Below are 13,009 nucleotides of genomic sequence, written 5' to 3'. Positions count from 1 at the left end.
CTATAACTGACAAGCAAAAAACAACTTAAAATATAAAACTTTTTGAAAAATAAAAAATATCTAACATGAGCCTAGCTTAATCATAAGCGTCAAGGAAGCGATAGAGCCAGTTTTGAGGAAGCGATAGGCCAGAATGACAGGTTTAAAACTGGCTCAATGGTTTTAGAAAACTGTCCCTAACACTCGACTTTATTTCTCTTGCAAGATGAATCTAACAAATGAGTCATCGTCAGATTCACGCAACTGCAAGGAGCAATACAATGAGCGTAAATAATTTAGTTAATCCATTGAGTCAAGAAGAAGGTTTCGCAGCGGATGCATTGCGTAGTGCTGTTGACACAACCAACCAAGAAGTGATTGATTTAGATAAGCATGTGTTTCACTCATGGTCAGTGCAAGAAGCAAGTACGCCGATTGTGATCGCCGGCGCGCAAGGCTGTCGCTTATGGGATTATGAAGGCAAAGAGTATTTAGATTTTAGCAGCCAACTTGTAAATGTGAACATTGGCTATCAGCATCCAAAAGTGGTGAAAGCGCTTCAAGATCAAGCGCAAAGCTTAGTCACCATTGCGCCAGCGACGGCAAACTTAGCCCGTGGCCTTGCGGCGCAAAAAATCCTATCTCACGCACCAGATTGCTTTAAAAAGGTATTTTTCACCAATGCTGGCGCTGATGCGAATGAAAATGCAATTCGTATGGCAAGGCAGTTTACAGGCCGTGACAAGGTGCTATCTGCTTATCGCTCCTACCATGGCAATACAGGCTCTGCAATTGCGGCAACGGGTGATTTTCGCCGTATTCCAAATGAATATAGCCGTGGGCATGTGCATTTCTTCAATCCTTTCTTATATCGCACCGAGTTTAATGCGACAACAGAGGCTGAAGAATGCGAACGCGCACTGGCGCACCTAAAACGCACCATCGAATGTGAAGGCCCAAGCTCAATTGCAGCGATTATTTTAGAAAGTATTCCCGGCACAGCAGGTTTCTTACTGCCACCAGAGGGGTATCTACAAGGGGTGCGCGAACTTGCCACTGAACATGGCATCCAACTGATTTGTGATGAAGTCATGGTTGGCTTTGGCCGTACTGGGCGTTGGTTTGCGTTTGAGCACTTTAACATTACACCTGATTTGGTGACCTTTGCCAAAGGCGTGAACTCTGGCTATGTGCCAGCAGGTGGCGTGATGGTAAGTGCGCCTATTTGTGAGTACTTTAAATCCAATATGTTTATGGGCGGTTTGACTTATTCTGGGCACCCAATGGGAATGGCAGCTATTTGCGCAACCATAGATACTATGGAAGAAGAAGGCATTATCGATTACGCTGATAAGCTTGGCAATCAAGTGCTTGGCCCTGCGCTCAAAGCCTTGATGGAAACGCAACCACTTATTGGTGATTTACGCGGTAAAGGCATGTTCTGGGCGGTTGAGTTGGTGGAAGATCGCGAAACCAAAGCCCCACTGAGCAATGAGAAAATGGCGCAGCTAAAAGCTAGCTTAACTCAAAAAGGCTTGCTGACCTTTATCGTCAACAACCGCATTCATGTGACCCCACCTTTGGTGATCCGAACCGATGAGGTCGAAAAAGGGATAGCGATCATTAAAGAAGCGTTAGCGGAACTTTAAGCGAGCGCTTTACCCCATAGCTTTTGCCAGCGCCTTGATGCCATCTTCGATGTTATCGGGCGCTATTGCATGAAAACCTAAACGAAAGTAAGACTTAGGGACAGGCATTTGAATAGGGGGCTGGCTCTCTGGCGCTTGATAAAAGTGCGAATGTCCGGTTTCGATTAACACCCCATGTTGCGCTGCGCGTGAGGCTAAAAAGTGGCTGTCCATGCCATTGGGAGTTTGCAGCCATAAAGAATTGGTCAGCTCAGTTTTAGCCAGTAGGTGGCAATTTGGTAGATACAAATCCATCGCTTCACGCATCAAGGCCAAACGTTCACGGCTGTGGGTGCGAAAACGGCGCAAATAGGAGTCATAATAACCTTGGGCAATAAAGTGCGCGACTTCCATTTGGACGCGGCTTGGCACATGGCGATACATCAAACGGCGTAAGTTACGCAGCTCATAAATCAAGGCTTCAGAGGCCACAATATATCCAAGGCGCAACCCCGGCGCTAAAATCTTTGAAAAACTGCCCACATAAATCACACGCCCTTCTTTATCTTTTGCTTTAAGCGCAGGCTTTGGGAAAAACTCCAAATTATTTTCAGAGTCATAATCATCTTCGATAATGATTTTATCTTGGGTATTGGCAAGCTCTAACAGGGCGGCGCGGCGTGCATCACTCATGGTCACGCCAGTTGGCGCTTGATGACTTGGGGTGACATAAAAATAATCACATTCTGGCGTCGTCTCATTGGGCACTAACCCTTGGCTGTCGACCTGATGCGGCATAAGTTGCGCCCCACATAAACTAAACACATTGTGCGCTTCACGGTAACCCGGGTTTTCGATGCCAACTTTAGTGTTTTGATCCATAAGTAATAAAGATACTAATGAGAGGGCATTTTGCGAGCCGATGGTGATTAAAATCTCATCCTCACTGGCATGAATGCCACGCTGCGGCAAAACACGCATTTTTAACTGTTGGATCAGGGCATCGACATCTTTATCCACCTTGTCACACAGCCAGCTGTGATCTTTGGCATCGGCAATCACTTTGCGGCTAGATTCGCGCCATTGGGTTAACGGAAATTCGCCAATGGAAGGCTGTCCATAAATAAATGGATATTTATAATGACTCCAATAAGAAGGCTTTTGAATTTTCGGGTAAGCACTCGTAGAAAGTTTTAAACGCTTGTGCCAATTTGGTGCGTGAATATTCTCATCATTATTAGGGGTAATTATTGCGCTGCACGCATCTTGTGCAGTTGAATTATTTGAATCAGAAGCTTTAGGTTTATTTTCTAGTGACATTTCCTGTGGGGTTAATTCTTCATAACCGGGCGCTAAATAATAGCCACTGCGCGGCTTACTAATTAAATAACCTTCGTCTAATAATTTCTCATAAACAATTGAAATCGTGTTACGTGAGACTTTTAACTGGGTGGAAAGCTTACGACAAGAAGGCAGGGCTTTGTCCTGAGGAAAACTACCATTTAAGATACACTTTACTAAGTAAGCACGCACTTGATCTTGTAAGCTTTGGTTTTTGTTAAACTCAATAAAGCAGGTGTGATGGCTTGCCATGTTTACTCTCCCTAAAATAGTGCAACTTGCCCCAATATATGACGCTTAAAATATTTTAAACTATAAAATCAATATAAATGAAAAGATCATTGCAAGAATCATTCCATATTTAAAGGGCTAGTATCTTAATAAATATAAATGGCATAGATATTGCCTATATTTTTTAGAGTGAATAAAAGTTGATTAAATTAGCACTAAAAACTGACCCATAATAAAAAACAAACTGGCACTAACCTATTTGGTCAGAATATAGATATTTTAACATTACAAGATATACAGAATATAAATATCTGAACATGGAGATAGACATATGGATAGTACCTTTCATGGTGTGATTGCCTTTGCTTTTTTAGCCGCTATGCTCGTGCTTGGTAGTTTGGTGCGTAGTAAAGTCGCATTTCTTAAGCGTAACCTCATTCCATCGAGCCTGATTGGCGGGATCATCGGCTTTGCGCTGATTAACTGGAGTGGCGTTGTCCCTTTTACTTCAAAAGACTTCCTTGGAATTACTTTTCACTTTTTCACCTTGAGCTTTATGTCCCTGTGTTTATGTGGCGGTTTGCGTCGTAAAAAGCCAGTTGATGCGCCAAAGCAAGGGATCTTACAAGGTGGCATGTGGTTGACCGCAACTTGGACCTTTACTTTAGGTTTGCAAGCGATTGTTGGGATCACGGCGATTTGCGCCTATAACTTTTTTACCGACCAATCTTTAAGTTATTTCTTAGGCTCAATTGTCGCCCACGGTTTCACTCAAGGCCCAGGTCAAGCCTTAACTTATGGTGGTATTTGGGAGAGCCAATATGGCATCGTCAATGTGATGCAAGTAGGGGTCATTTATGCCTCGCTTGGCTTTATCGCCGCGTTTTTAGTCGGTGTGCCGATGGCGCGTCGCTACCTTGGTCTTGGCATGAACTCAAACCAAGATGCCAAAATGGATACAGATTATCTAAACGGTATGTATAAAGCTGAAAACTGCCCATCAAGTGGCAAGTTAGTGACGCACTCGGCCAACTTGGATTCGTTAGCCTATCATGTGGGCTTGCTTGGCGTGGCCTATGTGGTGACTTACCTTTGGCTGACTTGGATCCAAGGCGTGGTTGCAGGCGTGAGCATTGCTGGCGTCACCCTTGAAGTTTTATTTAGCTACAACTTATTCTTTTTACATGGACTTGTGGTCTGCCTGATTTTACGCAGCACCATGAACAAACTCGGTTATTGCAAAACAGTGGATGATGAAACCCTAAAACGCATAACCGGCTCGTCCGTCGATTTTATGGTCACAGGTACTATCATGAGTATCAAGCTCTCAGTGTTAAGTCTTTTATTAGTACCAATCCTCATTGTGGCCTTTTTTACAACTATCGTTACGTATTTCTCTTGTGTTCTGGTTGGGAAATTCAGTGGCGAACTTGGTCCTGAGCGCGCCGTCACTGCATTTGGCTGCTGCTGTGGATCAACAGGTACTGGCCTCTTGCTACTGCGCATGCTAGATACCAACTTCAATACCTTGGTTGCCAAAGAACTCGCATTCTTTAACGTTGCCATTATTATCACGACATTGCCGTTACTCATGATCTTCACGCCAATTGCGCCGTCTTTATCTTTAAGTTTCTACTTAACTGTGCTGGTGCTGCAAAGTTTATTTGCCTTAGCGATCATGCTTTTCTTAATGTTTAAACCTAAAAAAATAACCGCTTCGACGGCACAACAAGGAATGGATAGCCATGCTTAATACAACAAACGTTTCTCAAACAAAAAAAATCTTCAAAGCGAAAAAAATTATCACCATGAATCCATCCATGCCACAAGCGCAATACCTAGCCTGTGAAGATGGCAAGATTGTCAGCGTTGGGCCAAAAGAAGCGGTTGCGCACTTAATGGATGAGTATGAACTTGATACTAGCTATGAAAACAAAGTCTTAGTACCGGGTTTTGTCGAAGGACACGCCCATGCAATGGAAGGTGGCGTATGGAAATATACCTATTTAGGCTTTTTTGACCGCACCGCGCCCGATGGCAAATTATGGACTGGGGTGAAAAACCTGGCGCAAATTCAAGATCGTTTGCAAACGGCCTCGGCTGAATTAGCAGAAGGTGAAGTGCTGCTCGCTTGGGGGTTTGACCCGATTTATTTTGAAGGCCAGCGCATTTCACGTCATGATATTGACGCCGTGGTGAGCGATCGTAAAGTCGTGATTTTACATGCAAGTTTTCACGTTTTAACGGTAAACAGCTTAATGCTTGAAGCCTCTGGGCTAGATAAAGAAACCAGTATTGAAGGTGTATTGGTCGATGAAAACGGCGCAGCAACGGGTGAGCTGTTAGAAATGGCGACAATGAACCGTGTGTTAGAACTGCTGGATGATGATGTGTTTGATGCTTCAGCAGACCCAAGTGCACTATTTTTATATGCAAAATCAGCCGCGCGCGTTGGGGTGACCACAGCAACTGACTTATATAACCCGCTGACGCCGAAGGGGGTAGAAATCTTAAAAGAAGTCACGAGCTTACCAGAGTTTGGTTTACGTCTTATTCCGGCAATGAGCGCCTTGAGTTATCGCCCAGAAGAAGGGGTGGAGCGTTTATTAAGCCTAAAAGATGCGGGCAACGATAAACTCTTTTTTGGTACAGTCAAACTGATGACAGATGGCAGTATCCAAGGCTACACCGCGCGTTTAATGTATCCGGGGTATTTTCAAAAAGAAGGCGAAAGCGCGCAAAATGTCAAAGGCATTTGGAATGCGCCACCGGAAACTTTAACGGAAATGGTGCATGCGTATCACCAAGCGGGGATCAACTTGCATATTCATACCAATGGTGATGAAGCCACTCAGCTGATGATTGAAAGCATTGAATCTGCGCTCAGCATGGTGCCTTGGATGAACCATAGACATACTTTGCAGCATTGCCAGCTGGTCAATCACGCGCAAATTAAGCGTATTGCCAATGCTAATATTTGTATGAATATTTTTGCCAATCACCTGTATTATTGGGGCGATCAACACTTGCACGCCACGGTGGGTTATGAGCGCGCGCAACGTATGGAGCCGCTTCGCTCGGCATTAAATAAAGGGGTGATGGTTGCGATCCACTCGGATGCCCCAGTGACGCCATTAGATCCTATTTTCTCAATGAGTTGCGCAGTGAATAGGCTCACGCCAAATGGCGTACGTTTAGGCGAATATGAAAAAGTATCTGCGATGGAGGCTCTGGAAATGGTGACACTAGCGCCAGCCTATAGCCTGCACTTAGATCATCTTATCGGCAGCTTAGAATGTGGTAAATTCGCCGACTTTGCTGTCTTAGATGCGTGCCCATTAACGTGTGAAAGTGAAGAAATTAAAGATATTAAAGTGCTAGCCACGCACTTGGGCGGGGAGTGTGTGTATGCAGACAGCGGCGCATAAGCTGCCAATGCCAAAGCCTGTTTATGTGTTGACAGGCTTTTTGGGCGCGGGCAAAACCACTTATTTAAACCAACTGATTAAAAGCAACAAATTGGGCGCTAATTCGCTGGTGATTGTCAATGATTTTGGCTCAATTAACTTAGATTTCAGTTTGATTGAAGCCCAAGATCAGCAGGTGATTGAACTCTCGAACGGCTGCATTTGTTGCTCGATTCGTGGCAGCTTGGCAGATGAACTCACTCAACTCACCAAGCAGCCTTGGTTTGCGTCGGTGCAAGATGTTTACATCGAAACTAGTGGCATTGCCAAGCCCAAAACGATTATAGAAACGCTGCACCTTGCACGCGGCTTTACGCTCAGTGCGATCACCACCTTGGTTGATGTGTCACAAGTGGCGCGCTGGCGAGATGATCAAAGCATTGGTGATATCTGGCTTGCGCAAGTCCAAGCAGCGGATCTGGTGTTGGTGAATCGTGTTTCGAAGGAAATCCGAGACATGGATCGCAAAGCGATGAATTTTTTAAAATCACAAGTTAAGCAAACAGGGATTATAAGAAAATTAGAGGAATACACCTCTGACGATAATGTTTATCACTTGCATTCAGAGCAAAAAAACACTGCTTTATTTGTCCCACAAATAGAAGCTAATAACCAAGCGAAAATTATCCTCAAAACAGCCCACGCAGGGATATCATCTTTTACATTTCAAGATCTTACCTGTAACACAAAACAGACATTTGCTGAGCTGCTTAGCAAGCATCAAAATGAGTTACTTCGCCTTAAAGGCTATGTCTATGTAAAGTCGGAACAAAAAGCTTATTTAGTGCAACTTTCAGGGACGCGTCTAAGTTGGCAAAGCTTAACTCAAGCAAATTTAAAAACCTGTGTGGTGATAGCTAAGAAAAACCTATCCTTTGATATTTTCTACTCAGATATCAATAAATTAGTTAGTTTTTAAGCATTTTTATATATCTATCCGTGTGTTTTCTAGCCGATTTGACAACTCAAGTGTGTTCTCATAGAATTATTAGAGCTTATAATTGTCATACAATAATATCTACCCAGATATACAGGGTATGAGTTTACGCATGTCCTTTTGATATGATCAAGCTTGGGAATGCAATTTTCAAAAACGAGGAAATAAAAATGTCTAAAAAGGTAGCATTAATCACAGGCGCAACAGGCGGTATTGGCTTTCAAGTTGCTAAACGTCTAGGCCAAGACGGTTACACTGTTGTTCTTAACGGTATCGAAGATGATCAAGGCGCAGTACGTGTTGCTGAGCTTAAAGAGCTAGGTATTGAAGCTGAATACTATGGTTTTGACGTAACTGACGATGCAGTTGTCACTGAGCAAGTCACAGCAATCGGCGAAAAATACGGCAAACTAGATGTAGTTGTGAACAATGCTGGTGGCCTTGGTGGTCGTAGCTCAATGGAAGAAATGACAACTGATTTCTACCGTTTCGTGATGGCTCTTAACCTAGACAGCGCATTCTTCGTTTCTCGCGCTGCAATTCCATTCTTGAAAAAAGCAGAGTCTGCTTCAATCATCAACTTTACTTCTAACGCTGGTTGGAATGCTGGTGGCCCTGGCGCTGGTATTTACGGTGTTTCTAAAGGCGCTGTACACACTCTAACTCGCGCACTAGCGAAAGAACTTGCACCTGCTGGTATCCGTGTAAACGCTGTATCGCCTGGTACAATCGATACACCTTTCCACAAGCAAATCAAAGAAACTAAACCAGAAGTATTCGCTTCTTGGAAAAACAACATTCTTCTTGGCCGCCTAGGTCAACCTGAAGAAGTTGCTTCTGTAATTTCTTTCCTAGTAAGCGATGATGCATCATTCATCACTGCTGAAACTGTTCAAATCGGTGGTGGTCAAGCACTAGGTATCTAATCCTTGCTTGCGCGATAGATTGAAGAAATCGAATTGATTTGATAAAGCCGCTGCTTTCATTTGAAGGTGGCGGTTTTTTATTGGCGCTTTAACCCCACCCAACCTCCCCTTGGAAAGGGGAGGAGTAGTCTGAGTTTGTTTTGATACTTGTGGATTAAATTCCAGCTAGTAAAAACTCAATGCCCATCGCAAAACTAAGTCCCATCACCACAAATAAAGAATGTTTGAATGAGCTTTTCGCCCAAATGTTTTCTTTATCTTCTTGATTAAGATCAGTTTTATTGTCTTTTTTAGCCACTTGCGAATCAAAAGATGAAAATGTTGCTTTTAGCCAGCCAAAACAGACCAAGCTAGAAATAGCTAAATAAGAATAGCCTGCTTCGCCAAATAAGAATAAACCTAAAGCCACGAGGCTGAACACCACCACATAAGCCTGCATATGACTGCGGGCAACTTGAATGCCTTCTACAAGTGGCAGGACAGGGATATTGGCTTCTTGATAATCTTTGCGGCGGAACATGGCAATTGCATAAGAGTGGGGCATTTGCCAAAGGCTAAATAAGGCAAATAAAAGCGCTGCATTAATATCAATGTAGTTGGTGACGGCGATGTAGCCCGCAAGCGGCGGGATCGCGCCTGAAACGCTGCCAACTAAAGTGCCATAAACTGAGTTGCGTTTATACCACATGGTATAGAAAAAGACGTAAAACACGTAACCGAGTAAGACTACTACGGCGGTCATTGGGTTGACGTTATGATATAAGAGCCAAGTGCCAAGCAAGAGGCTTAGCATGACGAGTACAAATGTTACATCGATGTTGGCTTCACCTGTCACCAAAGGGCGGTTGGCGGTGCGCGCCATTTTAGCGTCGATGTCTTTATCAAAAATATTGTTAAACATGCAGCCAGAAGCAATGATCAGCGCCACGCCTGCAAGGGTGCAAAGGGTGAGCTCCCAAGTGATTGGGCTTGATTTGGCGGCAAGAAAAATTCCGGCAAGGGTTGAGATGAGATTACCGACAATAATCCCAGGTTTTGTTAAGCGAACATATGCCCCGATATTTAGTTTGCGAGGGGAGTGTATCACTGGCGTTTGCATATTGGCTTTATCCTTGTAAACCTGAAAGGTACTGCTTGTCGCTATACCAAAGATGCATTTGTTGTGCATGGATGGTGAAAGAAATCTGAAAGATAGTGCTTAAACCATGAGGTTATCGGTGTAAGCACTATCTTGATTTATACCCAAATAGAAAGGGTATACTCAAAATCATTGGAGATGCAGCAAGGCAACAAGATGATTCAAGCCTAGGAGCATATAAGAATATGTGACTAGGTTGAATCATAAAAGTTAACGAAGTTCTGCAACTTCAAGGATGAAGAGTATCGTTACATCATCATATTATGATTCATATTCCACATGATCCAAATCGACCCTGCGACAATAATGAAAACCACAATTGCGGTGAAAACAAGCGAAACCTTATTCCAACCTGTTTCTGGATCTTTATGGCGCATATGGAGGAAATATCCAAAATGCACCAAGACCTGGATCACCGCGCACACAACGACAAGAATGATACTTGCTTCACGCGTCAAAAATTCAAATGACGCTAAGAAGAAAGGGATCACTGTCAGGATGATCGAGAGCTTAAAGCCCTTGAGATAATCCTCTTTAAGTGCATTTACATCATGGGTTTGGTTTTGATCACTCATACTAGAACTCCCATTAAGTAAACAAAGGTGAACACACAAATCCAGATAATATCAAGGAAGTGCCAGAATAAACTTAGGCAAGACAAACGCATTTGCATGTTTGGCGTAAGACCTTGTTTTGATAGCTGAACATAGCAAGTTGCAAGCCAGATCAAACCAAAGGTCACGTGCAAGCCGTGGGTGGCAACAAGACCAAAGAAAGCAGATAAAAACGCGCTGCGATCTGGGCCAAAGCCTTCTTCAATTAATACATGAAACTCATAAATTTCCATGCAGATGAAGGCAAAGCCACACACAAAGGTAAGTCCTAAGTATTTTTTAACCCCTTCAAGGTTTTGCTGTTTGAAGGCAATCATGCCCATGCCAAAAGTTAAACTACTGGCAAGTAGGAACATGGTTTCCACAAACACGAACGGCAATTCAAAGATGTCCTTACCAGAAGGACCGCCAGCTGTGCCGTTAGCGAGGACTGCATAGGTTGCAAATAAACTTGCAAACAAAATACAGTCACTCATCAAGTAAATCCAAAACCCAAACTTCTTGTTTTCAGCAATTTCATGCATATGGTGTGCATGATGCGCATCATGATCATACGTATCAGCATGATCTGATGCTTGGTTTAGGTCTTGACTCATTGCTGCTTGATTATCCATGCTGAGCCTCCGCTTCATCTTGTTTTTGTTTGAGACTTTGTGCATATTCAGCACGTTTTGCATGATGCGCTGCTTCAATCGCTTCGATTTCTTCTACGCTGACGTAGTAATCAACATCTTCATCAAAGCTCTTCTTAATACAAAGCGCAACGATAGCCACAAAGCTTAGGCCTGCAAGCCACCAAATGTACCAAATCATCGCAAAGCCAAATGCTAAGGCAAATGCTGATAGATACATGCCCATTGGGGTATTTTTTGGCATATGAATCGGTTCATATTTCGGACGTGGTTTTTCACCATTAACGTCAAACTCACCGCTTTGTTTTTGATACCAATACGAATCTAACTCATCACCTTTTGGTAAGGTTGCAAAGTTATAAAACGGCGGTGGCGACGACGTTGACCATTCAAACGTACGTGCATCCCACGGGTCTCCAGTGTGGTCGCGCAATGCTTCACGGTTCTTGATACTAACGAAGAACTGGATGAATTGGCAAAGCACACCACATGCAATCACGAAAGTACCAAAGGCAGCTGTTGCGAGCAGTGGGAAGAACTCAGGGTCGATGTGCTGACTGATGCGGCGCGTCATACCCATAAATCCAAGTGCATAAAGCGGGATGAATGCAAGGCAGAAGCCGATGATCCAACACCAGAATGCGCGTTTACCCCAAGTTTCATCAAGTTTGAAACCTGTTGCTTTCGGGAACCAGTAAGTTAAACCTGCAAAGCAGCCAAACACTACACCACCGATGATCACGTTATGGAAGTGCGCAATCAAGAACAAGCTGTTGTGAAGCACAAAGTCTGCGCCCGGCACAGCCAGCAGTACCCCTGTCATCCCACCAATGGTGAAGGTGATAAGGAAACCGAATGTCCAAAGAATTGGGGTGCTAAACTCGATGCGACCGCGATACATGGTAAATAACCAGTTGAAGATTTTCACCCCGGTTGGAATGGAAATAATCATGGTGGCGATACCAAAGAATGCGTTGACGTTCGCGCCCGAACCCATGGTGAAGAAGTGATGCAGCCATACGACGAATGCCAAAATGGTGATCACAACTGTTGCCCAAACCAAAGAGGTATAACCAAAGAGCTTTTTACGGCTAAAGGTGGCAACAACTTCAGAGAAGATACCAAACACAGGCAAGACTAAGATATACACTTCTGGGTGACCCCAGGCCCAAATCAGGTTGACATACATCATCATGTTGCCGCCCATGTCATTGGTAAAGAAGTGCATGCCTAAGTAACGATCAAGCGTTAATAACGCGATGGTCACGGTCAAAATTGGGAACGAAATGATGATCAAAATGTTTGAACATAGTGACGCCCAAGTAAAGACTGGCATTTTCATCAGTGGCATGCTTGGGGTACGCATTTTTAAAATTGTTACCGCAAAGTTTACCCCTGAAAGGGTTGTCCCGACCCCGGATATCTGGAGTGCCCATATCCAGTAGTCGACCCCGACCCCGGGGCTATCTTGTATCCCTGAAAGTGGCGGGTATGCCAGCCAACCAGTACGCGCAAATTCACCCAAACCTAAAGATAGGTTGGTTAGAATGACGCCGACAACAAATAGCCAGAAGCTAAGGTTGTTCAAATACGGGAAAGCCACATCACGCGCACCAATTTGCAGTGGCACGATAATGTTCATCATACCTATGATAAGCGGCATCGCGACAAAGAAAATCATGATCACGCCGTGAGCGGTAAAGATTTGATCATAATGGTGTTGTGGCAGATAACCGGCTTCACCGGCAGATGACAGCAATTGCTGACTACGCATCATCACCGCATCGGCAAAGCCGCGGATAAGCATGACAAGCGCAACAGCGATATACATGAAACCAATTTTTTTATGGTCGACAGAGGTAAACCACTCCGTCCATAAATATTGCCATTTGCCCGCTTTGGTAATGGCAAATAGCAGCCCTGCACCAATCAATGCAATCGCCGTGAGGGTGATCACAATAATTGGCTCATGATAAGGGACAGATTCTAATGTTAAACGTCCAAACATAATCTATTCTTCCTTGCTTTCTAATGCTTGCGCATGCTCAGCATCGCCATGACTTTGATGTGCATCATGGGTTGTGCCATGCTCGGAATGCATTGCTTTGTCATCTGA

General features: G+C 44.0%; 10 protein-coding genes. 5 read left to right on the top strand and 5 right to left on the bottom strand.

Annotated features, from left to right (window positions below):
• The first annotated feature begins 260 nt into the window (after positions 1 to 260).
• Positions 261 to 1,628, top strand: a complete 1,368-nt coding sequence (locus AC2VOY_RS12170; protein WP_491833839.1) for an aspartate aminotransferase family protein — start codon at positions 261 to 263, stop codon at positions 1,626 to 1,628.
• 9 nt (positions 1,629 to 1,637) lie between these two features.
• Here AC2VOY_RS12170 and pdxR read toward each other — a convergent pair whose 3' ends face one another.
• Positions 1,638 to 3,200 carry a MocR-like pyridoxine biosynthesis transcription factor PdxR gene (pdxR, locus tag AC2VOY_RS12165; protein ID WP_491833837.1) on the bottom strand — a complete coding sequence of 521 codons (1,563 nt, stop codon included), beginning with the start codon at positions 3,198 to 3,200 and terminating at the stop codon, positions 1,638 to 1,640.
• 310 nt (positions 3,201 to 3,510) lie between these two features.
• On the opposite strand from pdxR, the gene AC2VOY_RS12160 reads away from it, so the two are divergent.
• The 4 genes from AC2VOY_RS12160 to AC2VOY_RS12145 all read left to right on the top strand — a co-directional run bounded on the left by AC2VOY_RS12160 (position 3,511) and on the right by AC2VOY_RS12145 (position 8,509).
• Complete coding sequence (locus tag AC2VOY_RS12160; protein WP_491833835.1) at positions 3,511 to 4,932, top strand: sodium/glutamate symporter; 1,422 nt, start codon at positions 3,511 to 3,513, stop codon at positions 4,930 to 4,932.
• Positions 4,925 to 6,607 (top strand): amidohydrolase, encoded by a 1,683-nt coding sequence (locus tag AC2VOY_RS12155; RefSeq protein ID WP_491833834.1) that lies wholly within the window; start codon positions 4,925 to 4,927, stop codon positions 6,605 to 6,607. Before AC2VOY_RS12160 ends, AC2VOY_RS12155 begins: the two co-directional genes overlap by 8 nt.
• Entirely contained in the window at positions 6,588 to 7,565 is a 978-nt protein-coding gene (locus AC2VOY_RS12150; RefSeq protein ID WP_491833832.1) for a CobW family GTP-binding protein, read from the top strand. Before AC2VOY_RS12155 ends, AC2VOY_RS12150 begins: the two co-directional genes overlap by 20 nt.
• Before the next feature lie 188 nt (positions 7,566 to 7,753).
• The gene (locus AC2VOY_RS12145; RefSeq protein ID WP_491833830.1) at positions 7,754 to 8,509 is read left to right on the top strand and encodes an SDR family NAD(P)-dependent oxidoreductase; all 756 of its coding nucleotides are present in this window, start codon (positions 7,754 to 7,756) and stop codon (positions 8,507 to 8,509) included.
• 154 nt (positions 8,510 to 8,663) lie between these two features.
• Here AC2VOY_RS12145 and cyoE read toward each other — a convergent pair whose 3' ends face one another.
• From cyoE to cyoB, 4 genes are all read right to left on the bottom strand, one after another.
• Positions 8,664 to 9,608 (bottom strand): heme o synthase, encoded by a 945-nt coding sequence (gene cyoE / locus AC2VOY_RS12140; RefSeq protein ID WP_491833828.1) that lies wholly within the window; start codon positions 9,606 to 9,608, stop codon positions 8,664 to 8,666.
• Positions 9,609 to 9,895: 287 nt separating this feature from the next.
• On the bottom strand, positions 9,896 to 10,222 hold the full coding sequence (cyoD, locus tag AC2VOY_RS12135; RefSeq protein WP_491833826.1) for a cytochrome o ubiquinol oxidase subunit IV: 327 nt from the start codon (positions 10,220 to 10,222) through the stop codon (positions 9,896 to 9,898).
• On the bottom strand, positions 10,219 to 10,857 hold the full coding sequence (gene cyoC, locus AC2VOY_RS12130; protein ID WP_491834128.1) for a cytochrome o ubiquinol oxidase subunit III: 639 nt from the start codon (positions 10,855 to 10,857) through the stop codon (positions 10,219 to 10,221). Before cyoC ends, cyoD begins: the two co-directional genes overlap by 4 nt.
• A gap of 10 nt (positions 10,858 to 10,867) precedes the next feature.
• On the bottom strand, positions 10,868 to 12,901 hold the full coding sequence (cyoB, locus tag AC2VOY_RS12125) for a cytochrome o ubiquinol oxidase subunit I (RefSeq protein ID WP_491833825.1): 2,034 nt from the start codon (positions 12,899 to 12,901) through the stop codon (positions 10,868 to 10,870).
• Between the last annotated feature and the right edge of the window lie 108 nt (positions 12,902 to 13,009).

This window comes from Vibrio sp. KMM 9700, from assembly GCF_058545285.1.
Note: the sequence above shows the minus strand (reverse complement) of the source record. Positions and strands in the feature narration are given on the sequence as shown.

Bases quoted from the DNA above. Each gene is read 5' to 3' on its own strand.
- cyoB (WP_491833825.1), bottom strand. From the start codon at position 12,901: ATGTTTGGACGTTTAACATTAGAATCTGTCCCTTATCATGAGCCAATT.
- AC2VOY_RS12160 (WP_491833835.1), top strand. From the start codon at position 3,511: ATGGATAGTACCTTTCATGGTGTGATTGCCTTTGCTTTTTTAGCCGCT.
- AC2VOY_RS12145 (WP_491833830.1), top strand. From the start codon at position 7,754: ATGTCTAAAAAGGTAGCATTAATCACAGGCGCAACAGGCGGTATTGGC.
- AC2VOY_RS12150 (WP_491833832.1), top strand. From the start codon at position 6,588: ATGCAGACAGCGGCGCATAAGCTGCCAATGCCAAAGCCTGTTTATGTG.
- cyoE (WP_491833828.1), bottom strand. From the start codon at position 9,608: ATGCAAACGCCAGTGATACACTCCCCTCGCAAACTAAATATCGGGGCA.
- cyoD (WP_491833826.1), bottom strand. From the start codon at position 10,222: ATGAGTGATCAAAACCAAACCCATGATGTAAATGCACTTAAAGAGGAT.
- AC2VOY_RS12170 (WP_491833839.1), top strand. From the start codon at position 261: ATGAGCGTAAATAATTTAGTTAATCCATTGAGTCAAGAAGAAGGTTTC.
- pdxR (WP_491833837.1), bottom strand. From the start codon at position 3,200: ATGGCAAGCCATCACACCTGCTTTATTGAGTTTAACAAAAACCAAAGC.
- AC2VOY_RS12155 (WP_491833834.1), top strand. From the start codon at position 4,925: ATGCTTAATACAACAAACGTTTCTCAAACAAAAAAAATCTTCAAAGCG.
- cyoC (WP_491834128.1), bottom strand. From the start codon at position 10,857: ATGAGTCAAGACCTAAACCAAGCATCAGATCATGCTGATACGTATGAT.